27 protein-coding genes are annotated in these 21,004 nt (G+C 47.3%); 21 read left to right on the top strand and 6 right to left on the bottom strand.

Annotation, left to right across the window (positions count from 1 at the left end):
* Nucleotides 1-41 precede the first annotated feature (41 nt).
* The 6 genes from gpAD87_RS22095 to gpAD87_RS22070 all read left to right on the top strand — a co-directional run bounded on the left by gpAD87_RS22095 (nt 42) and on the right by gpAD87_RS22070 (nt 5,431).
* On the top strand, nt 42-914 hold the full coding sequence (locus gpAD87_RS22095; protein WP_063566598.1) for a CheR family methyltransferase: 873 nt from the start codon (nt 42-44) through the stop codon (nt 912-914).
* A 16-nt stretch (nt 915-930) separates the two neighbouring features.
* Complete coding sequence (locus tag gpAD87_RS22090; RefSeq protein WP_064640586.1) at nt 931-2,607, top strand: response regulator; 1,677 nt, start codon at nt 931-933, stop codon at nt 2,605-2,607.
* An 86-nt stretch (nt 2,608-2,693) separates the two neighbouring features.
* Nucleotides 2,694-3,032, top strand: a complete 339-nt coding sequence (locus tag gpAD87_RS22085) for an STAS domain-containing protein (RefSeq protein WP_063566600.1) — start codon at nt 2,694-2,696, stop codon at nt 3,030-3,032.
* 18 nt (nt 3,033-3,050) lie between these two features.
* Nucleotides 3,051-3,503 carry an anti-sigma B factor RsbW gene (gene rsbW, locus gpAD87_RS22080; RefSeq protein WP_063566601.1) on the top strand — a complete coding sequence of 151 codons (453 nt, stop codon included), beginning with the start codon at nt 3,051-3,053 and terminating at the stop codon, nt 3,501-3,503.
* The gene (locus gpAD87_RS22075) at nt 3,500-4,273 is read left to right on the top strand and encodes a sigma-70 family RNA polymerase sigma factor (RefSeq protein WP_024631358.1); all 774 of its coding nucleotides are present in this window, start codon (nt 3,500-3,502) and stop codon (nt 4,271-4,273) included. Before rsbW ends, gpAD87_RS22075 begins: the two co-directional genes overlap by 4 nt.
* 129 nt (nt 4,274-4,402) lie before the next feature.
* Nucleotides 4,403-5,431 (top strand): magnesium transporter CorA family protein, encoded by a 1,029-nt coding sequence (locus gpAD87_RS22070; protein WP_231952703.1) that lies wholly within the window; start codon nt 4,403-4,405, stop codon nt 5,429-5,431.
* 25 nt (nt 5,432-5,456) lie between these two features.
* Here gpAD87_RS22070 and gpAD87_RS22065 read toward each other — a convergent pair whose 3' ends face one another.
* The 4 genes from gpAD87_RS22065 to gpAD87_RS22050 form a co-directional block, all read right to left on the bottom strand.
* On the bottom strand, nt 5,457-5,822 hold the full coding sequence (locus gpAD87_RS22065) for a DUF5665 domain-containing protein (protein WP_082935221.1): 366 nt from the start codon (nt 5,820-5,822) through the stop codon (nt 5,457-5,459).
* Nucleotides 5,823-5,903: 81 nt separating this feature from the next.
* Nucleotides 5,904-6,311, bottom strand: a complete 408-nt coding sequence (locus gpAD87_RS22060; RefSeq protein WP_063566603.1) for a YtxH domain-containing protein — start codon at nt 6,309-6,311, stop codon at nt 5,904-5,906.
* A gap of 64 nt (nt 6,312-6,375) precedes the next feature.
* Nucleotides 6,376-6,633, bottom strand: a complete 258-nt coding sequence (locus gpAD87_RS22055; protein ID WP_063566604.1) for a GlsB/YeaQ/YmgE family stress response membrane protein — start codon at nt 6,631-6,633, stop codon at nt 6,376-6,378.
* Nucleotides 6,634-6,767: 134 nt separating this feature from the next.
* Complete coding sequence (locus gpAD87_RS22050) at nt 6,768-7,463, bottom strand: phosphatase PAP2 family protein (protein ID WP_064640584.1); 696 nt, start codon at nt 7,461-7,463, stop codon at nt 6,768-6,770.
* Nucleotides 7,464-7,642: 179 nt separating this feature from the next.
* On the opposite strand from gpAD87_RS22050, the gene gpAD87_RS22045 reads away from it, so the two are divergent.
* Together gpAD87_RS22045 and gpAD87_RS22040 are read left to right on the top strand one after the other, a co-directional pair.
* On the top strand, nt 7,643-8,662 hold the full coding sequence (locus tag gpAD87_RS22045) for an asparaginase (RefSeq protein ID WP_064640583.1): 1,020 nt from the start codon (nt 7,643-7,645) through the stop codon (nt 8,660-8,662).
* 143 nt (nt 8,663-8,805) lie between these two features.
* Complete coding sequence (locus gpAD87_RS22040; RefSeq protein ID WP_064640582.1) at nt 8,806-9,531, top strand: pirin family protein; 726 nt, start codon at nt 8,806-8,808, stop codon at nt 9,529-9,531.
* A 122-nt stretch (nt 9,532-9,653) separates the two neighbouring features.
* Here the strand turns inward: gpAD87_RS22040 and gpAD87_RS22035 are convergent, their stop codons facing one another.
* Nucleotides 9,654-9,878 (bottom strand): DUF1128 domain-containing protein, encoded by a 225-nt coding sequence (locus tag gpAD87_RS22035; RefSeq protein WP_063566608.1) that lies wholly within the window; start codon nt 9,876-9,878, stop codon nt 9,654-9,656.
* Between the two features lie 158 nt (nt 9,879-10,036).
* Here gpAD87_RS22035 and yyaC point away from each other — a divergent pair, with 158 nt between their 5' ends.
* The 5 genes from yyaC to gpAD87_RS22010 all read left to right on the top strand — a co-directional run bounded on the left by yyaC (nt 10,037) and on the right by gpAD87_RS22010 (nt 16,182).
* Nucleotides 10,037-10,579: a spore protease YyaC gene (yyaC, locus tag gpAD87_RS22030; RefSeq protein WP_082935220.1), complete on the top strand. Its 543-nt coding sequence runs from the start codon at nt 10,037-10,039 to the stop codon at nt 10,577-10,579.
* Between the two features lie 76 nt (nt 10,580-10,655).
* On the top strand, nt 10,656-11,447 hold the full coding sequence (locus tag gpAD87_RS22025; protein ID WP_064640581.1) for an alpha/beta fold hydrolase: 792 nt from the start codon (nt 10,656-10,658) through the stop codon (nt 11,445-11,447).
* A gap of 240 nt (nt 11,448-11,687) precedes the next feature.
* A complete protein-coding gene (locus gpAD87_RS22020; RefSeq protein WP_064641126.1) occupies nt 11,688-12,377 on the top strand; it encodes a DUF6483 family protein in 690 nt (229 codons plus the stop codon).
* A 90-nt stretch (nt 12,378-12,467) separates the two neighbouring features.
* Complete coding sequence (locus gpAD87_RS22015; protein ID WP_064641124.1) at nt 12,468-13,733, top strand: class I SAM-dependent methyltransferase; 1,266 nt, start codon at nt 12,468-12,470, stop codon at nt 13,731-13,733.
* 274 nt (nt 13,734-14,007) lie between these two features.
* On the top strand, nt 14,008-16,182 hold the full coding sequence (locus gpAD87_RS22010) for an O-antigen ligase family protein (RefSeq protein WP_064640580.1): 2,175 nt from the start codon (nt 14,008-14,010) through the stop codon (nt 16,180-16,182).
* A 186-nt stretch (nt 16,183-16,368) separates the two neighbouring features.
* On the opposite strand, the gene gpAD87_RS22005 is transcribed toward gpAD87_RS22010, so the two are convergent.
* Nucleotides 16,369-16,716, bottom strand: a complete 348-nt coding sequence (locus gpAD87_RS22005) for a hypothetical protein (protein ID WP_064640579.1) — start codon at nt 16,714-16,716, stop codon at nt 16,369-16,371.
* A 160-nt stretch (nt 16,717-16,876) separates the two neighbouring features.
* Here gpAD87_RS22005 and gpAD87_RS22000 point away from each other — a divergent pair, with 160 nt between their 5' ends.
* From gpAD87_RS22000 to gpAD87_RS21965, 8 genes are all read left to right on the top strand, one after another.
* Nucleotides 16,877-17,491, top strand: a complete 615-nt coding sequence (locus gpAD87_RS22000; protein ID WP_063566612.1) for a DedA family protein — start codon at nt 16,877-16,879, stop codon at nt 17,489-17,491.
* A gap of 2 nt (nt 17,492-17,493) precedes the next feature.
* Complete coding sequence (locus gpAD87_RS21995; RefSeq protein ID WP_064640578.1) at nt 17,494-18,063, top strand: thioredoxin family protein; 570 nt, start codon at nt 17,494-17,496, stop codon at nt 18,061-18,063.
* A 6-nt stretch (nt 18,064-18,069) separates the two neighbouring features.
* On the top strand, nt 18,070-18,702 hold the full coding sequence (locus gpAD87_RS21990) for an MBL fold metallo-hydrolase (RefSeq protein WP_064640577.1): 633 nt from the start codon (nt 18,070-18,072) through the stop codon (nt 18,700-18,702).
* Nucleotides 18,703-18,973: 271 nt separating this feature from the next.
* The gene (locus tag gpAD87_RS21985; RefSeq protein ID WP_143021589.1) at nt 18,974-19,225 is read left to right on the top strand and encodes a hypothetical protein; all 252 of its coding nucleotides are present in this window, start codon (nt 18,974-18,976) and stop codon (nt 19,223-19,225) included.
* 98 nt (nt 19,226-19,323) lie between these two features.
* Nucleotides 19,324-19,860, top strand: coding sequence for an RNA polymerase sigma factor SigY (gene sigY / locus gpAD87_RS21980; RefSeq protein ID WP_231952702.1), 537 nt, complete (start codon nt 19,324-19,326; stop codon nt 19,858-19,860).
* A 2-nt stretch (nt 19,861-19,862) separates the two neighbouring features.
* Nucleotides 19,863-20,198: a YxlC family protein gene (locus gpAD87_RS21975; RefSeq protein ID WP_064640576.1), complete on the top strand. Its 336-nt coding sequence runs from the start codon at nt 19,863-19,865 to the stop codon at nt 20,196-20,198.
* Nucleotides 20,191-20,427 (top strand): hypothetical protein, encoded by a 237-nt coding sequence (locus tag gpAD87_RS21970; RefSeq protein WP_064640575.1) that lies wholly within the window; start codon nt 20,191-20,193, stop codon nt 20,425-20,427. The genes gpAD87_RS21975 and gpAD87_RS21970 overlap by 8 nt, the downstream gene beginning before the upstream one ends.
* Nucleotides 20,428-20,553: 126 nt before the next feature.
* Nucleotides 20,554-20,937, top strand: coding sequence for a hypothetical protein (locus tag gpAD87_RS21965; protein WP_024631336.1), 384 nt, complete (start codon nt 20,554-20,556; stop codon nt 20,935-20,937).
* Nucleotides 20,938-21,004 lie beyond the last annotated feature (67 nt).

Here is a 21,004-nt window from a genome sequence, read left to right as displayed (position 1 = left end):
ATCTATTACGCAAGTAACAAATGAAGAAGTGGAGAGAAGATATGACACCGTGGGAACCTACCGAGGCGGAGGCAGAATCGATCCGCATGCCGCAAGATGAAGAGCGTGAACTGATCGAGATCGAATTGCTATTGGAAGGTATGCACCGTTTATATGGATATGATTTCAGGAACTACGCGTTACCGTCGTTAAGACGTAGAATCTGGCATTATGTACATGCCGAAGGACTAAAGACCATTTCAGGTTTACAGGAAAAAGTGCTTCATGACCGTTCTGCATTTGATCGTTTTGTACAGAATCTGTCCATCCCTGTAACAGAAATGTTTCGTGATCCAACCTTGTTTCGGTTCTTCCGGGAACAGATTATTCCTGTACTGAGGACTTATCCATATATCCGGATATGGCATGCTGGATGTTCTACAGGAGAAGAAGTCTATTCCATGGCGATTATGCTGCATGAGGAAGGACTGTACGACAAGGCAAGAATATACGCAACAGATATGAATGATCGCTCATTGCAGCAGGCCAAGGAAGGCGTATATGGCATTGAGAAAATGAAATTATATACTACAAATTATCTGGAAGCCGGGGGCACCCGCGCATTCTCGGAGTATTACACTGCGAAATATAATTCCGTTATATTTCATCCTTATTTACGGAAAAATATTATTTTTGCCGAACATAATTTGGCAACAGACCGGTCATTTAACGAGTTTAATGTGATCTTTTGCCGCAATGTCATGATTTATTTTAATGATGAACTGCGAAACCATGTGCACGGACTTTTTCATGAAAGTTTGAGTCACTTCGGCATCCTTGTTCTGGGGTCCAAAGAATCGATACATTTTACGGAATTCAGCGATGCCTACGAGCCGTTAGACCGGACGGAAAAAATATACCGGAAGATTAAATAGGGGGTTAAGCTTAGTCATGGGGCTCAATGAACCAATCCACATATTATTGGTAGATGACCGCCCCGAGAACCTGCTCGCTCTCGAAGCGGTTCTGGAATCGGAACAGTACAAGCTCGTCAAGGCAACCTCCGGGGAAGAGGCACTTCGCTGTTTGCTGAAAGACGAATTTGCGGTCATTGTGCTGGATGTGCAGATGCCTGGGATGGACGGAATTGAGACAGCAAAGTTAATCAAGGCGCGTGACAAGTCCAAGGACGTGCCGATTATTTTCATCTCTGCAAATAGCAGAGAGGCAGAGCACTTATTTGCAGGTTATTCTGCAGGAGCCATTGATTATATGGTCAAGCCGTTTATCCCTCAAATTTTGAAATCCAAAATCGAGGGCTTTGTAGAAATGTTTATCACGAATAAACGTTTGAAAACACAGACGATGCTGCTGCATCAGAAGACGCAGGAACTGGAGAAAATGAACCAGCAACTCGTTCAGGCCAAAGAGGAAGCGGAAATTGCTGCAAATGCGAAGACCGAGTTCCTTGCCATGATGAGTCATGAGATTCGTACCCCGATGAACGGCGTTATCGGTATGGTTGATCTGTTGATGGAAACGGATCTGAAGGAAGATCAGAAGGAATATGCGGACATTGTACGTCGCAGTGCCGATGCACTCGTTACGGTGATTAACGATATCCTCGATTTCACCAAGATGGAATCCGGCAAAATGGAGCTGGAAGAGCATCCGTTCGAACTTGTTTCCTGTATTCGTGAAGTACTGAGACTCTTCGCGGTTGAAGCTGGCAAAAAGAATATTGAGCTGGAATATTTCCTGGAAGATTCGGTACCCGAACTGATCTATGGAGATATGGCAAGGCTGCGCCAGGTTTTGTTGAATCTGATTGCCAATGCCATCAAGTTCACGGACCATGGCGGCGTGTATCTGATCGTATCCGTTAATGAGGAAAAAGACGGGCGAATGACGCTGGAGTTTGCTGTAAAAGATACAGGAATAGGCATAGCGCCAGACAAAGTTGATCGTCTGTTCCAGCCGTTTTCCCAACTGGATACATCCATGACGCGTAAGTATGGTGGAACGGGTCTGGGGCTGGCTATATGCAAAACGCTCGTTGAAATGATGGGCGGAAAGATATATCTGGATACGTCGGAGCTGCGTGGTGCTACGTTTGTATTTACCATTCAAGCGCAGCGGTATGTCGAGACTGAGCTGACCACAGGTATGGGGGAAGATCAGCTTACGGACATTAAAAAGAATTATGAAATGCATCCAAGCGTATTAATTGTCGATGATCACCCTATTAATCAGAAACTAATGTCCATTATGCTGGGCAAGCTTGGACTCGTCGCAGATATCGCCGAAGATGGCAAGAAGGCGCTGGAGATGGTTTTGGCGAACCGCAATTATGATTATATATTTATGGATTTGCAAATGCCCGTGATGGATGGATTGGAGTGTACTCGCAGAATTCGTGAGAGCCTTCCTCAAGACCAGCAGCCGGTTATAGTAGCGATGACCGCCAATGTCATGGATGGTATTCAGCAGCGATGTTCCACTGTCGGTATGGACGATTACATTAGCAAACCTGTGAAAATGGGCAATGTGAAACAGAAGTTGTCCCGATTTCAGGAAGAAAGACAAGGGTTCAAATCCAACACATCGGCCATAAATCAGGCCAATTGAAATATTTTCTAATTCGATTACTGTTTCATATGTGCTGTAGATGGGTTATTAGGTAAAGAAACCATTGATCAGGAGAGAGATGTCTAATGAATACAAATAAAAATGAAAAATTCAATGCAAGAACAGAAACACTTGATGGCGTGTGCACGGTGTATCTGACTGGCGAACTGGATTTGTCGGTTGCTCCTGAATTCCGTTTAGTGATGGAGCCGCTTGTGGACAACAAGGAACAAGATTTGATTATTAACATGCAAGACTTGAAGTACATCGATAGTACAGGGATTGGTATCCTGTTATCTGTTCTGAAAGCACGGCATGGAATGGAAGCTCGCTTTGAAGTACAGGAAGTTCCTGCGCAAATTCAGAAACTTTTTGATATGACGGGTATTGCCAAATTCTTTGTCTCACAGAAGAATTCCCAATAGGAAAGGATCGAAAAAGGAATGAATGCAGAAGTTCAAAGAGTCACCCTTAATTTACCGGCGACAGCTGATTACGTTGATATTGTAAGACTCAATCTTTATGGTGTTGCGTCCAAAATGGGATTTTCTTATGAGGACATTGAGGATATGAAGGTTGCTGTATCCGAGGCTTGTAATAACTCTGTACTGTATGCTTACTCACACGAAGGCGGCATGGTTGAGGTTGTGTTCGAAGTGGATAATGACACGCTGGCTATTACCGTCAAAGATGAAGGAGCCAGCTTCGAGAACATTAACCCGGCAGTATCCCGTGCAGGCCTTCATGACAAAGAACTCACAGATGCCCAAATCGGTGGACTTGGATTTTACCTGATGCAAGCCCTGATGGACGATGTCAGTGTGGAAAGTGAGACGGGCAAAGGTACGAAAGTAGTACTCGTAAAACGTCTTGCAAGAAGTGAGGAGAAAGTATGAATGAAAAAGTGACTCCCCCAGAGTCCATGTCTGAAGCAATAGGTTTGATCTGGGAATACCAGCAAACCCAGGATAACGAAATTGCAACAGTTCTTATCCGCAAATATGAACCGATGGTGAAGATGGCAGCAGGTAAAATTGCGCGGAATCGACCCGATCTGTATGAGGATTTGTATCAGACCGGGCAAATGGCCCTAATTCGTTTGCTTAAGCAATACGATATCAATCTGGGTATTCCGTTTGAACCTTATGCCATGAAGAGCATGATCGGTCATATGAAGAATTATTTAAGGGACAAGTCCTGGTACATTCAGGTGCCCCGCAGAATTAAGGAAAAGGGAGCACTTGTCCAGCATGCTATTGATGAATTGACAGTGAAGCTGGAGCGTTCACCAGGTGTGAACGAGATTGCTGAGTACCTGGATTTAACCCCTGAGGAAACCATCGAAGTCTTGGCTGGTCGGGAATGTTACCACTATGTGTCACTGGATTCTCCGCTATCACAGGATGAGAGTGCAGCCACTTTGGGCGAACTGATCAGTTCTGATGTGAATGACTTCGATTCGGTTGAGAAGCGGATGGACTTGCAGCAGGCATTGGGACAATTGAAAGAACAGGAACAAAAAGTGCTTATTTTGGCATTTCAGGATGGTCAGTCGCAGCGGGCAATTGCTCAGAAATTGGGAGTATCCCAAATGAGTGTATCCCGTATCCAGAAGCGAGCCACTGAGAAATTAAAACAGATTATGTCGAATGCTTCATTATTATGAGATGTAGATCGGTGATGATATTGAGCACGGCATAGAGAAGGACACGTGATTCCAATGGAATGCATACGTGTCCTTTTTTTGGGATCAATGATTTTCTAATGAACAGTATGAATGCAGGAGTGGATGTTTGTGATTGTGGACAAAGTCAAGCTGGAAGCGCGTCGGGACAAACTTACCTACTCAGACCATTGGGAATGGTGGGATTGGGTGGCACCTGATCAGGAGAGTATGGCTAATGCCTTGGAGGAACTAACGAACGCATTTCCAGAAATGCAGTACTGGCTTCGCAAAATACCGGAGGTAGAGTCCAACTACCTGTCCGTCCGCTTCATGAACGGCACGGAGCCCGTGATATTCGGGTCATTATTATATGCGGTCAAGAATGAAAGAAACGATCAACGTAAAGATAATCAGATGTTTTTCTATGTGGATCAAGAAAGACTGGTTACCTTGAATGTAGATGATAATACCAGAGGTATTATGAATACAGGTGAACGTGCAGCCATGTTACAACAGTGCAGTGAAGCAAGGGACGGCATGTTTGTGCTCTTTCGCGCGATATTGCATTATTACCATGTGGGTATGGATCATTTTGAGATGAACCTGAGGGATTTGGAGCGGACGATGGAATCCCGCAATGCACGCACGTTGATGGATCAGATTCTTGCGGCTAGATTTGAGCTGCTGTATTGGAGTAACCTGTTCATTCCGTATTCCGAATTGATGGCTGCTGCCAGGGAAGCCTATCTGGATGAATTGAAAGAGAATCGCTTTTTCCAGCAGCTCCAGCACCGGATCGAAAGGATGGAGCGTTTGTTCAAACATTATGAGACAGAGATTGATACATTGATCTCCATTGATAATGCTATTTCAGGGGTGCGGGGCAATGAGATTATGAAGACACTGACCCTTGTAACCTCGGTATTCACGCCCGCAACGGCTGCAGGAGCCATCTGGGGAATGAACTTCGAGAACCTGCCTTGGATCGACAAAACATGGGGGGTTGTACTAGTGCTTGCGCTTATCATCATTAGCATGATCGGCATGTATGTATGGATGATGATGAAAGGCTGGACAGGGGATCTGCTTAGAGTTAAGTCCTCCCAGCCGTCGGCCAAAGAAACAGAGAAGGGTGTCAATGGCAAACGAAGGCGATGACTTTGTCAGCCTCACCCTGTGCCTTTTATTTTTTATAATCTTCAATGTATCCCAGTAAGTCAGCAATATATTGTCCCACTATAGGCATGTTTACGAACTGACTGAGAATAAAAGCGAGCAGACCAAGAACGACGAAGGTACCTACCGTCAAACCCAAACCACGTGCCATACCAGCGGTGAAGTTGGTAATGATACGTTTTTTGGGACTGCTGTAGTTTTCGATAATATCCTTGATTTGAGATTTTTCCAAACTGTCTGCAATCTGATCCAGCCGAGTATTCAAACGTTTGACCTCATGTCGCAATTCAAAAGGGTGTTCTGTTGTATCATACTGTTGTGCGGGTTTTCCTCCGGTTATAGGCGTATTGCCGTTCATTGTGACTTTACTCATGTTCTTCCTCCTTTAATCTCGCCGTGGATAAAAAATAGCCAGCTGGAATACAGCTGGCTATTGGTCACTCGATCCAAAGCCTTACAGGCTGGTCGAGTTCAATTCTTTACGTGCATCTTCCTTCGCTTCTACAGAAGCGGTAGCCACTTCGTCCGACGCTTTGGATGCTTCATTCGCTACATCAGCGGAAGCTTTTCTTACGGAGTCCATAACGTCATTACGGCCTTGGTTTACCGTTTTTGCAATATCAGAAGTTTTGGAAGAGACCGTTTTAGCCAGTTCGGAAGCTTTATCACCGACAACCGCTGCAACTTCTTTTGTGCGATCTGTAACGATCCCCACTTTCTCGGAAAGGTCATCACGCAATTCGCGTCCTGGTTTAGGGGCAAAGAGTAGTGCTGCAGCTGCTCCCAGCAAACCTCCGATGAAAATTCCTTTGGCGAAAGTGGAACCGCTTTGTACAGGATATTGTTCTTCTGCTTTATTCATGTCAAATCACTCCTTCTTCAAATTAAGAAACGGATACGAAACAACGAACACCTTGTTGGACCGATCAGGCAGCCTGTCTGAACAGTCTGGACACAAGCCCCAGCAAAAAGACAAAGACTGCTGTTCCAATGATGGCAGGAATTACGGCAAAGTTACCGATGACCGGTCCCCAGTTACCAAGCAAGAGTGCTCCCAGCCAGGCTCCGGCAAATCCGGCAACCATTGCACCGATAATTCCTCCAGGCATGTTATGACCGGCAAGTGCATCACCGATTACACCGATAATGACTGCCATAACAATGCTGATAATAATACCCCACATAACAACCGCCTCCTTTGTGCTTGATGTAGGATGGTGTCTGTTCGCGTTTGCTTACTTCGTATATAAACGCCGTGCTTCCAGGTGAAACAATCAATGTAGGGAGATCTATACTGGAAATTATAGGATAGTACAATTCAGACGGAACGTTGAATCCCTTTAATCATACAGAAGATCCAAGCCAGTCCTGCAGCAAATCCGGTGAAAACGTCGGTTGGAAAATGTACACCCAGCATGATACGGCTGAGGCCGACCAGGAATATAAATGTGATTCCGCAAATGACAGGCAGTGCAACTCCAGACACACGTTGATGTCGTTCAATCGCCCAGATGACAAAGAGCATGCCATAAAAACCCATCGAGATCATCGCATGACCACTTGGAAAACTATATCCATGAACAACCAGCAGATGTTCCAGCTCAGGTCTACTACGCCTGAATATTTCCTTCAATAAGGTGTTGAGAATCCACATCATGGCAAAACTGCTGAGTAACGCATAACCATATATGAGGAAACGAGGACGACGCTGCCACAAGAAAAGAATTGAAAAACCGATAGCTGCGATGGCAGAAAGTCTGAAAGAACCGAGCGCAGTAATGAATGAAATGAAAGGCAACAGATGAAGACGTGAATCTGAGTTCAGATAAAATAACTGCTGGATCCTGTCATCCAATGAAAGGATAACATCGTTACCCAGCAACGCTCCCAGAGTCGCCAGCAAGAAGACGACCGAAACGCTGGCTATAATTCCGACACCAGCCCAGTTGAGCAGTGGACGTACTGAAGTTTTGCGAGCTAACCCGGAAGTGGGTAATTGCGTTTTGCGCAGCATAAATAAGTATCTCCTTCAGTAATGGTAGTAGGTAGATAAAGATTGATAAAGGATTACCCGAAATGTCTGTCGAAAAAACTGTAAAAACGTCACTTTTGTACTATACTATTTAAGATATCCCATGCGGCGTCGTGACGCAAAGCAGAGATGAATTCGGGAGTATAAAGGAGAGAACTCGCATGGAGAGTGCCCTGTTAATTAAAGAATACCGTGCGGGCGTTATGGAATGCGCCCATTACGGACACATAAGCATTACGGATGAGAACGGCAATGTTGTATATTCAGCCGGAGATCCGCATTTTAGAGCGTTTACCCGTTCATCTGCCAAGCCCTTTCAGGCCATTCCGGGGATTCGTGCTGGTATTGCTGGGCATTACGGTCTGACAGCTCAGGAGATTGCCATTATGTCGTCCTCACACCGTTCGGAGCCGATGCATATTCAGGTGTTGGAGCAGATAGAAAGCAAAATAGGGTTGGGTGAAGAGTGCTTGATTTGCGCACCGAGTTACCCCCTCAATGAAGAAAGCCGAAATCAATGGCTACGATCTCAAGGAGAGAAGCGTCGTATTCTCCACAACTGCTCCGGTAAACATCTGGGCGTTCTCGCATACACTCAGATGAAACAGGCCGATTTGGGAAGTTATGCAGAACCAGAACATCCGGTACAGCGTGAAATTCTTGAGACCATGGCCTATATGGCAGGGATTGAACAGAAAGAGATTAAACTTGGGACGGATGGCTGCGGCTTTCCGGTATTTTCGTTGCCGTTATCGGCATTGTCGAACGCATATCTGAAGCTGGCTTGCCCGGATCTGATCGAGGACCCATCTACACGTTCGGCGGTAGAGACCATTACTGGAGCCATGAACGAATATCCGTTAATGGTAGGAGGAACGCAGCGTGTGGATTCCGTGCTGCTTGAAGACAGCAACATTGTAGCCAAAGGTGGCTTCAAGGGTGTATTTGGTTTTGCCCTGAAAAAGGAACGCCTCGGAATTACGTTCAAAGTGCTTGATGGTTCGGAAGAAGAATGGGCCTATATTGCCCAATCCATTCTGGAGCAGATTGGCTACAGCAATCGAAAAACCATCGAACGACTGGCAGAAGTATATCCACCTGACATTCGGAACGACGCCGGTAAAGTCGTAGGGCGGGCAGAGATCGAATTCAAGCTTCACTCATCTGAAGAAAGCGTATAACCATAAGCAAGGGGCGTGATTAGAATTCCCTGACCATGGGTAAAGATGACATACCAACTGGTATTGATCTATAGAATTCTAAATATACACGCAAGAACTGCTGCGATAGTGCTGCAGCTCTAAACCCTTGGAGGTGGATGAACATGATTAAAGTAGTGACATCGGAAGAAAGGCACACGTCGGATCGAGGTTGGATACACAGTGAATTCAGCTTTTCCTTTGCGGACTATGATGATCCAAGCAATGCCCATTTTGGTTGTCTTCTGGCTCATAATGACAACACACTGATGCCGCAGGAAGGCTTTAAGCGACATCCACATCATGACTTGGAGATTGTTAGTTATGTCATATCAGGTACGTTGAAACATACGGATAGCATGGGAACGGAGCAAGTGTTGGAACCGGGAACAGTTCAGGTCATGAGTGCGGGCACCGGCGTAGAGCATTCAGAGACTAACCCGTCAGAGGATGAACCGGTACGCTTTCTACAGATGTGGTTCCTGCCATCCCAGCGCATGTTGAAGCCCTCGTATACTAATCGTCGTGTAGAGGCTCAGGAGCATCTGAACCGTCTTTGTCCGATTGTATCGGGGCAAGGGGGAGAAGGAGCCGAGGGAGCATTGCCTATTTCACAGGATGTAACTTGTTATCTATCCCATCTGGAATCCGGTCAAAAATTAATGTACCCTCAACATGAAGATAGGCGTACACATCTCTTCCTGATTAGTGGCCATATCGAGATTGTATGTTCAGACGGCAATTTCAATCTCAAGCCGGGTGATGCTGCACGAATCCGCAAAAGCTGTGATCTGCAAATTACAGGTACAGGCAGCGAGACGGCTGAATTTGTATTGGTGGATTTGCCTTGACGAAAAAAACAAACGAAAGAGGACCTGTCTCCACTGTGATGTGGAGAACAGGTCCTTTTTGTACGGCTTGTTGTAGCTGCCTTCGTAAAAGAGTCTCTCAAAGTTTGCTGGGCGATGCCGCCCTAGGATTTGCGGAGATTACCCAGTTCGGAAGCGACAGCTTCCACTTCAGAGATACTCAGATGTTCCTTGCTTAGGACCATTTCATACAGGTCAAACAAATCTTCATACTTCGCAAGTGGGAAAGACGAAGCCTGCATGGCAGCTCCACTGGCCATCCGCAACTTCGTTTTGATTGCTTCAATCATATATTCCATGTTGGCTGCGCTTGCTTGCGTTAAATCCATCGTTATGTCCATCCCTTCCGTATCGGAAACTGTTGTCATTGTATCATGATTGGACAGGCTCAGGCCAATGCTTTTGCGACGAAATCAAGCATCGGGTAAAATGAGGAATATCAATAGAGACTCAGGTAGGGAGCACAAGTGTAAAGGAGGTAAATAGATTGGCAACATATAAGCGGGAATTGGTTCGTCATCAAAGTAGGGAAGCCCGCCACAATGTGCAGGGAGAAGACTTGGTATTATTTTTCAAGCACATCTATAAGCTTCATTCACCGGATGAAATCACCTTTGTCTGTATCGGGACGGACCGTTCCACCGGAGATGCTCTGGGCCCACTGACAGGCAGTCTACTGCAGGAGTATGGAGTGAATCACGTTGTAGGAACTCTGGCTTCTCCTTGTGATGCGGATACACTGGAGAAGAGGCTGGCGCTTGTCCCGTCACATCATGCCATCATCGCCATTGATGCTTGTCTGGGTCCAAAACAGGCAACAGGTACATACTATCTTGCGGAACATCCACTGATTCCGGCAAAATCGGTTGGAGGCAAGCTGCCGCCAGTTGGTCATTACAGCGTGGCTGCTGTAGTGAATGCTAATGGACCGAGACCTTATTCCATTCTACAGATGACCTCGCTTCATTTCGTTATAGGCATGTCCAGATCGATTGCAGAGGCGGTCGCCGAAGCAGTGAAATACAGATAAACGTTTCATTAATGATATGCAGGCTTAATAATATACAACTTGAATTAATTTAATTCGCGCAGAGAGAGGGATTTATATGGAAAAAGTGATGTGTGACGGAACGACGATTTGTTATGCCGAACAGGGTAAGGGAGAAGCACTCATTTTGCTCCACGGATACTGCGGCAGTTCATCCTACTGGGATGAAGTGGTGCCTGAGCTTGCACGCAGCTATCGTTGCATCGTACCCGATCTGCGTGGACACGGAAAAACGGACGCACCTGTAGGTAGTTATACCATTGATCAGATGGGCAATGACGTATTGCAATTAATGGATAAGCTAAAGGTGGACAAGGCTTTCCTGCTCGGTCACTCCATGGGCGGATATATCGCACTTTCTATCGCACAGCGCCACCCAGAACGATTGAATGCCTTCGGCTTGATTCATTCCACAGCCTATCCGGATAGTGAAGAAGGCAAAGAAAAACGCCTTCGTGCAGTATCCACCATTCAGACGGAAGGCATTGTTCACTTTGTAGATGGGCTGGTTCCCGGTTTGTTTGCACAAGAACATTTGGAATCGCTATCGACGCAAGTGACTCGTGTGAAGGAAATTGGTTACCAGACTGCGCCACAAGGGGCAACTGGAGCTGCACTGGCTATGCGGGAACGACCGGATCGTCGTGATGTATTGTCCGCTACACCGCTTCCTGTCCTGCTGGTTGCCGGAGAGAAGGATGCCGTCATTCCGCCGGAACGTACATTCACAAGTGACAAACCACATATTACACAAGCCGTGATTCCTGGGGCAGGACATATGAGCATGTATGAAGCTCCGGAAGATTTAATTCAGGTCATTAAACAATTTTTGACGGGATTATCGAAGTAATAATGGAACATGAATAGAGTATCGGATGATTTCGCCTCCTTGGCGGAGCGTCGGTATTTTGCTAAACCCCTGCAACGTTCGCTCAAGAACGGCAGGGGTTTTATTTGTTCAGGGCCAGAGCATAGGACGAGCCATAGACCATGTTTTGGCTTTTTGTCATGGCATGAATTAAAATGATGAGAATGGATCATGCAAGTGAAACTGGAAGGTACACGATCGAATGATGAGGGGGCACATAGCATGTTCAGGAAAGATTATCTGCTCCGCATGATGGAGGAAATGACAGAAGCGATCGGCAAAGTATTTACACTTAAACAACAGCGAAAACACACGGAGGCTCTATCCGAGCTGGACGAGTTGCTGCGTAGGCAGTTTGGACTGAATTTATCTCTGCTGAACTCACTGCCGGCCGAGGATGTCATTGAAATGTTCCGTTTTCGCGGCGTCATTGAAGTGGACAATCTGCAACAAGCCGCCAGGCTGATCGAAGAAGAGGCGTACATTTATAATGAAAAGGCCAAAGTAGAGGGAATAGATGACCAGGGAAAAATGGAGTCGGAGAATGAAGCACTTATTCGTCTGATGAGATCACTTCATTTTTACCTGTACGCACTGAATAATGGGGCTAATCCGAAGCTGCTGGATGCACCAGATCGTGTGGAGGGAATATTGGAGCAGACGAAACAATATGAACTTCCCGCACGAACGGAAAAGCAGCTTGCCCTGTATCGTGAACAGCAGGGGCGTTTTGATCAGGCTGAGAATAGCTGGTACAGACTGCTGCAGGTAGACGATAGTCATCCCATTCATTATCGGGGTGAGGTACAGGCTTTCTATGAAAGGTTAAGACAACTGGAAGATGAGCAATTGCAACTAGGTGGTTTGCCTCGTGAGGAAGTGGAAGAGGGGATTGCCGAGCTGAACCGTTAAACCGATGAATAGGCCGTTAACTTGGAGAGGGAACGGAATTGTGTTATGGTAACGGTTGACCAAACCAAACCGAAAGTGAGATGTACCCCCGTGGATTCATTGCGAAAGCTTATACAAGACATCTTTGAACAGAATTCGCTGATTACAGCGACCTGGAGCCAGCTGCGCAGACGGGACAATGTCTCGTATACGAAAGTGCAAGTCAAGCCGGTAACGCTCAAGAATCAGCTTCATTATCAATTCGCATTTCATTATACCAACAAAGTGCTGCACGAGAATTTGACTCCGGATGAAGCGGCAGAGCGCATGACTTTGCTATGCGAAGAGACGTTTCGTCAAGGACTGCTCTGTACTACAGACGCAGACTATCAAATTTTGATCAGCAAAAAATATAAAGTGTCCATCTTGACCAAGTCGGCTTCCAAGACTGCGGTGGACCTCTCGCATAATCGCAAAAAGCAATATGTGCTGGAAGATGGGGTTCCCGTTTCATTCCTGGTCGAGCTGGGGATTATGAGCGAGGAAGGCCGCGTTTTGGCTCGCAAGTACGACAAGTTCAGACAGATCAACCGTTTCCTCGAAATGGTTCAGGACGTCATCCCGCATCTGCCGGAGGGCCGTCCACTTACCATCGTTGATTTTGGTTGCGGGAAGTCTTATCTCACCTTTGCTTTATATCACTATTTGTCCGTACAGCAGCGCAGATCGCTCAAAATTATTGGCCTCGACTTAAAAGCCGATGTTATTGAACACTGCAATGATCTGGCAAACAAATTGCATTACGGTGACCTGAAGTTCCTCGTTGGAGACATCGCTGACTACGACGAGTTGAATGAAGTGGATATGGTTGTAACGCTGCATGCATGTGATACAGCAACCGATGCTGCTTTGGAGAAAGCCGTTCGTTGGGGCGCTTCGGTTATTCTATCTGTACCGTGCTGTCAGCACGAGCTGTTTGATCAGATTGAATCCAACGTGATGAACCCGTTGTTGTCACACGGTATTCTGAAGGAACGTTTCTCCGCTTTGGCAACCGATGCCATTCGGGCCAAGCTGCTCGATCTGATGGGATACAAAACGCAGCTGCTTGAATTTATCGACATGGAGCATACGCCGAAAAATATTTTAATCCGTGCCGTACGAGGCCAGGCTGGGCAGACTGCTGACATGTGGAACGAATATACCGCATTCCGTGATTTCATTCACGCAGATCCTTATTTGGAGCGGGCTTGTGCGGACTTGCTCCCAGGTGGCGGCAAGCTGAAAGAAGCTGCGCCGAACCATGGGGCAGATGCGAGCCAGGAGAATTCAAATGGGGAATCTATCAAAGATGCCAGTCACTGTGATCACTGTTGAATGTGAATGTTTACGGGATAATGAAGAGTGATGCATAATGTTTGATGGCAGATGGCAAAAAGGATGATACATGATTGAGTTGCTTGATCCTTTGAGACGATGCAGTTCGTCTGCCATCGCCGATGACGGGACATACTGGTAAGAGGGTCCCGTGAAAATAAATATAATGTGCCAAAGGCATGTAATCAGGCAGAAGACCCTAATGGGGCTTCTGTCTTTTTTTGTTTGAAATTGATTAAGAGGAATACGGAGACGGGAGAAAGGAGAGGGACGTATGAAGGGAGGAAAATCAGATGAGAAAGCCAAGTGGAGTTCAGAATCGGTATTAACGGCAGTTCTTGGTTTAATTGCAGTGGTTTTACTGTTGACAGGATGTCTATGTAAGGGATTGTTTTATGCTACGGACGTATATCCCATGGTATTGATGGCATCAGGAAGTGTACTTATTTGGTTTGTTTTGTTCATTATGTGCTTCAATGCACCGAAGACGAGAGGGCAGATAGGGATTACTCAGTGGTTGAATTACCTCAAACGACTATATGTGGCCATTATGCAGCAGGCTAATTTCCGCTGGATGCTTTGGCCCCTGGCTATGGCAGTCTGGTTTGGCCTGCATGTATGGATGGGCTCTGTCAGTGTACAAGGAAGCTTGGATGAGATGCTGCGTTGGAGCCTTCTGGCGATATTTGCGTTGCTAACCGTCATACTGGCATCACGTGCGAACGGAGCGCGATGGTTTGCCTGTGGCTGGCAATTGGCAGGCGGCCTGCTTGTGCTAAGCGGAGTACTTGCCGCGTGCGGTGTGCTGCCGCTGCCTTATGGGGTCATGCGAACCGCTGACCCCGAGATCAGCTCCGCCGGAGCCCGGCTCGGCGGATTGCTGCAGTACCCTAATGCGTACGGTGCCATCGTTGGCATGTACGCATTGGAGCGGCTGGCTGCCGCCGCGCGAGCCATAGCCCGGCCGTTGTCGGCCGGGCGGCTCATCGCGGCAGCACTGCCGCTCATGCCCGCGCAAGCCGCGCTCCTGCTGAGCGAGTCGCGCGGCGCTTGGCTGGCGACCGGCTGCGCCGCGGTCGCCGCCTTCGCTTTGCAGCGGCGCGGTGCCCGCCTGCCGCTGCTGCTGGCCACAGCCGCGCCCTTGGCGTGCGCGGCCTGGCTCTATCGCCAGCTGGCCGCGGCCCAGCTGGCGCCTGCACCCGTGCCCGGCCTGCTGGCACTGGCCGGAGCATGGGCAGCTGCGCTGCTCGGCACGCTGCTGCTGTGCCGTTTGTGGCACAGCGGCGCTCGTGCACGCGCCGCTGCCCTCACGGCCACAGTGCTGGCGGGAATCGCCGCCGCCACTGTGGCCGTGGCCTCCACAGCCGACCGCATGGCGGCTGGTGTCGGCACAGGGCTGTCCCGCCTTAAGATGTGGCGGGACGCCCTGAAGCTCTGGACCGAGGCCACATGGCTGGGCCACGGGGGAGAGACATGGCGCAATATGTTTCGCGCCATCCAATCCTCGCCTTATGTCGGAGGCGAGGTCCACAACGGCTTCCTCGATCTGGCTCTCGATACAGGCGTGATCGGGTTGCTGCTCATCGCCGGATGGTTCTTTTCCACCCTGCGAACGATGTGGAGGCATGCACCGCAGCTGCTGCCTTCGGTTATTGTTTTTGTCCTCCATGGCGCTATGGACTTTGACTGGAGCTTCACCTTCAATTGGATGATGTTCATTTGGCTTGGGGGCTGGGCCCTCTCGTCGTCAACTCTTCAGGAATCCGTGGCTGACAAAAAATGGTCTCGTTTTCTCCTTATGTTAAACCCGTGGCCTCAAGGGATATTAACCGGACTGTTCGTCATATTTTGGCTAGGCGGCACAGTCTGGCTTGCTGGACAACAAGTGGCGGCAGAACAACAATATCGTTTAGCCATGTCAAAAAATACAGAAGGTGCTGAACGTAAAGCGCTGCTTACTGCGGCGTACAAGTTTAACCCCTACAGGCCGGATATCGCCATCTCCTTGTCCCGTACGCTTCCAGCGGAAAAGGCTGACTCCATATTGTTGCAGAGCTTGTCCTTTTCCCCTGTTTCACCCCAACTATACGGAGAGCTGGGGCGGTTAACCGCTCAATCGGGTAGAGGAGAGTCGGCCGGGAACTATTTTGAACAAGGCCTGGCCCAGAATCGTTTTGACGCGTCCAGCCAGTCCCAAGCCCTGTATTGGATGGAACAGGCATCACGGAGGGAACTGGCGTCAGGGTATGCTGAACGAGGAAGGCAGACCGCTGCTGCTGGAGTAAGGATATATGAACGTTACAAACAACTGGCCGAAAAAGTAGCATCAGAGAAGGATAGAAATGATCGGCGTTTTGAGCTTGGAGAAGACGCATTACGTTACGGGGATAATCTGCGCCTCCTTGCTTTTGATCCACTTGCTTCAGAGGTGACCAGAAAGATTCCCTGAATATCTGACCTCATCCAACGCTAAAAGAGAACGAGATCCATGAAAACAATGATTCAACTTTTAACGGCATGAACGATCTCGCATGGATCCAACGAAAGTATTGGCTTACGCCTTAGTTCAGGTTATTCAAAATCGAACAAAATGCTGCACCATAAGCTGTTCGTCTACCTGTTCATTGCTCCCAACCTACAAGCGATATCCGCCAAACGCATTCTTAAAGGCAGCTTGCAGCGGTTCTACCTCTACACCCCATAGAGTCGCAATCTCTAAGCTGACATCCGCGTTCCACCATTCGCATAATTTTTTGCGATTATCCCGATTTTCTCCGATCCAGAGCAGATTGGCGATGACCTTCCCATAATACAATTCTTCCGCCTGCTTCATCAGCTCGGGGGAGATATATACCTTTAGCTTTTTGGCTGTTCGATACAGCTCTTTGCTGCATGCTCTTCGGATACCGCGGGCAGAAGGCAGTTTCTGGCCTGGGGTGTTATGTTTGACCGGGGGAGTACCGGGTGCTGATTTGAATGACATCTTCTCACGCTCCTCTCCCGATACCATATGCAAACGCCTGCCTGCGGGACACTATCCCAGACGGGTGAAGTAGCAACAGCTACAGGCCTGTGATAAAATAGGGACGAACATCCATGGTGCGGAAGGGCACTGCCAATCAGGATGAAGAAAGAGGGTCGAGATGGACGTTATTCATAACATTGTCAATCAATTATTCGATTGGATTCAGAGTCTTGGATACTTTGGAATTATGCTTGGACTAATGCTTGAAGTTATTCCGAGTGAAATTGTACTGGCATATGGAGGTTTTCTCGTTTCACAAGGCCATATTAATTTTTTCGGTGCATTGATTTTTGGTACCGTGGGCGGTGTCATAGCCCAGCTATTTATTTACTGGATTGGCCGTTATGGCGGAAGACCTGTACTTGAACGCTACGGAAAATACATACTGATCCAGAAAAAGCACATCGACCATTCCGAAGAGTGGTTCCGCAAGTATGGGACAGGGGTCATTTTCACGGCGCGTTTTGTTCCGGTCGTAAGACATGCCATATCGATTCCTGCCGGTATATCCAAAATGCATACGGGTCGATTTATTTTGCTGACAACCCTCGCTGTTATACCGTGGTCTGCATTGTTTATATATTTAGGGATGATACTTGGAGATCAATGGCAACATATCAACGAGAAAGCGGCACCTTATATTATGCCGATTCTGCTCGTTGCTCTCGCACTTATGATTGTTTATGTACTTATTAAATGGATGAATGCTCGTAAAAAGAAGGGAAGTGTCTAGTTATGGGAAAACCAAACTTGTCTCACAAATTCGGTAAAGGTCTGCCACCGAAAGATTTCATTGAGAGCATGACGAAGAACCAAAGTGAGTTTCAGGCAAACTATGACAGCTTTGTATGGCCAAGTGAGGATGATCGTGAATTTTTCGAAAGCCTGAATCACCGCGATGACTTGCGTGTGTTAATTTTGGCTGCTGACTGGTGTGGCGATGTGGTACGCAATGTTCCAGTCGTATTCCAGGCGCTGGAAATTTCCGGCATTCCGACAGAAGTTCTTATTTTGGAAAATCACCCTGAAGTGATGGATGAGTTCCTTACGATAGGCGGACGCTCTGTTCCTGTCGTTATTTTTGCAGATACGGGCGGACATGTACTGGGTCAATGGGGACCTCGTCCGCAACATGTGCAGGAAGTTATGGTTGAATTCAAACGTCTCAACCCGGACCGTGAAGCAGCAGATTATCAGGATAATTTGGCTGTAGCACGTCAAGAGATTGGTAAACGTTATGGGGAAGGAACGGAGTCAAATGCAGCTATTATTCGTGAGTTGCGTGAACTGATTTCGGGTTACTGAGCCGATATGCTTAACATTCGTACATTTTCTTTGGGACCGCTCCAGACCAATGCGTATCTGTTGCAGGGTGATGATCCAGGTAAAGCCGTAATCATTGACCCTGGAATGAATCCGGGCTCATTACTCAAAGCCATTCAGGACCTGGAGATCGAAGCGATCCTGCTTACTCACGCGCATTTTGATCATATGGGCGGCGTGGATGAAATTCGCAAATTGAAAGGCTGTCCCGTTTATTTGCATGACTTGGAGAGTGATTGGCTTACGACGCCGAAATTGAATGGTTCTTTGAACTGGCCGCAGGCTACCCCGCCGCTTTCGACAGATCCAGCTGAATATGCCATGGACGAAGGGCAGACTCTGAACTTTATTGGTCATACGTTCAAAGTGTACCATACACCGGGACACTCCCCAGGCAGTGTAAGTCTGCTGTGTGGTGACGATCTGTTTGCTGGTGATGTTCTGTTCCGTATGGGTGTAGGCAGAACGGATCTGACCGGAGGTCGTGAACGGGATCTGATTGATTCCATCCAGAACAAGTTATACACCTTCGCGGATGAGGTCAAAGTGTATCCAGGTCATGGTCCCAAAACGACAATCGGTTATGAGAAGAAGAACAATCCTTACGTGTCTGCAAGATGATCCGACAATTTATGTGAAGAAAGTCTGGACAAGTGACAACTTTTTCATTAGAATAGCAATTAGTTGTTACAAGCGTTAAAGCACCATCTAACTGAAGCAATACAAAGAAACACCCTAACTTGCGAAGCACGCAGACTGTGGTCTATACCCGGTTTGCGTTCTTTTTTTGTTTTCAGCCACTTTTTCATCAAAGTTACATCCGTTTAACCCTACATACAGATCGTTGACAAGTATCTACAGAAGATCGTCTAATGAGAGCGAGGAATTAGAAGTGGAGAAAAAGCGAGTGATTCAGTTTGGACAACGTGCCGAGAACCTGATCATCGAAGAAAACCGTCTAGCAATGGAAAGTGGCAGAATAGAAGCAGTTACCCAGCGTCCTCAACTACATAACTACATGAATAATGAGATGAATCCAATCAAGGATCAACAGCAAAATATATGGAGAAGTCGTTTATTAAGCAGTGGAGCCCGCAACCAACCGTGGTTCGACAAACTGCAAGATTACCGAAATGAAGTCTGATTGCCCGGGAAATTGTCGGCTTCAGATTTTTTTTGGATTGAATTGAACGTTTCTGCAGAGCCTGTCGTAATAACATAAGACTGAGCGGAGAGCAGGTGATGATGCAGATGGAGGCAGCCGAACTGGAAGAGGTACAGAGAGCGATACAGGGGGATGACAGTGCACTGGCAGAACTGCTGCAGCGTCACTACGCCTTTGTGTATAAGTATCTTGTCAAAGTAACGATGGACCCCAACGTTGCTGAGGAGACGGTGCAGGATACGATGATTCGATGTATGGAAAATATTTATAGATACGATGGCTCGTCTGCCTTTTCGTCATGGATGATTACGATTGCCACCCGTATATATATCGACAAGTCCAGGCGCAGGCGAAGAGAACAGATTTGGCTGGAAGCCATTCGGAATCAGGCTGTACGGAAATTGCGGTGGCAATTTGAGAGCCGGAATGAAGAATGGACAGATGTTATGGATGCCATGACAAGGTTAACCCCAGAACATCGTATTGCCGTCCTGCTGAAGCATTATTATGGTTATGGCTATGATGAAATTGGTGAAATGCTGGGTATTCCATCCGGAACGGCGAAGTCTCGAACTGCCTATGGCCTTCGTCAATTGAGAAAGGAGCTGGGTTGAGCATGAGCAGATCTGAGGAACAGGATGAACAAGAGATTCTGAAGCGGATGCAACAACAGATGAGAGTGCTCGATGATGCGTATGAGCCTGTAAACATTCCTTCATTAGCCTCCATTGAAGCCCAAGTCAAGGAACGAAAACAAATGAGACGACGAGCCAATCGGATCGAAATGATTTTGTTCTGGATTGTGGGATTGTTCATTATCGCTTTTGGTGCCTTATTGTTCCATTCGGCTCCAGCTCTATATTTGGGTATCCAGGCGATTAGCTTGTGCGCAGCGATTGCCGTGGCAGTAATCTGGTCAGGGCGACGCCGGAAGGAGACTCGTCATGAATGATCTGCATTATTCTTTAAATGAGATTCCTCTCATATGGCTTATTCTGATTGCCATTCTTTTGCTAATACAGGGAACATGGATCTTTCAGGATGCACGCAGACGTGGCCGTTTCCCCTGGTTATGGGGATTGTGGGGCATTACCGGATTCCCAACACCTTTGATCATATATTGGTTCATTGTGGTGCGAGCAGATCGCAGACCCCCTAAGCAAACGTCGGACAAATCATAGAGTTCACGGGTTGGAAAAAAGATTTTGCACAAATGTTTTGTTTAATTCTAGTAATCGTAGACAGCGCTATTCTTTTCTAGTAGACTATACAAATAATAAAAAGATAGACTACCAGGAGGTTAGACGATGCTGCGATTAGGAGAGAAGGTTGTCATCGTCGCGGATGCGTTTGAGCAGAATCTTCCTGTGGGGGAATATGGTTTCATCATCGCTTATGACCGGAATCCGGACAATGCGTTCGATTACGTGCTTCGAGTGCCGCAGGTGAATCGGAACTTTTTTGTTCCATCCGGCGACGTCGATCTAGAAGAGGTTCTGCTGAAGCAGGAAGCTGAGCGGGTCGAGCGAGAAGCGTTGATAGATTACGCCCTTGCGACACACAATGAGAAACTGTTTCATCATCTGATGAACGGAGATTTTCAAGCTGTGGAAGAGGAAGAGGAAACCGCGAACGATGTTATGTCCCAGGCGGATTTTATAAAGCAGGTTAACCTGCGTGCATGGATTTAGAATTTTAAGAGTCGGCTGATGCCGGCTCTTTTTTGATTAGACTGGAACATATGAACGTTGAAGCTCC

It is taken from the genome of Paenibacillus sp. AD87, from assembly GCF_001659845.1.
Classification (GTDB): Bacteria; Bacillota; Bacilli; order Paenibacillales; family Paenibacillaceae; genus Paenibacillus; species Paenibacillus marchantiae.
This window is presented reverse-complemented; position numbering and strand designations above follow the sequence as displayed.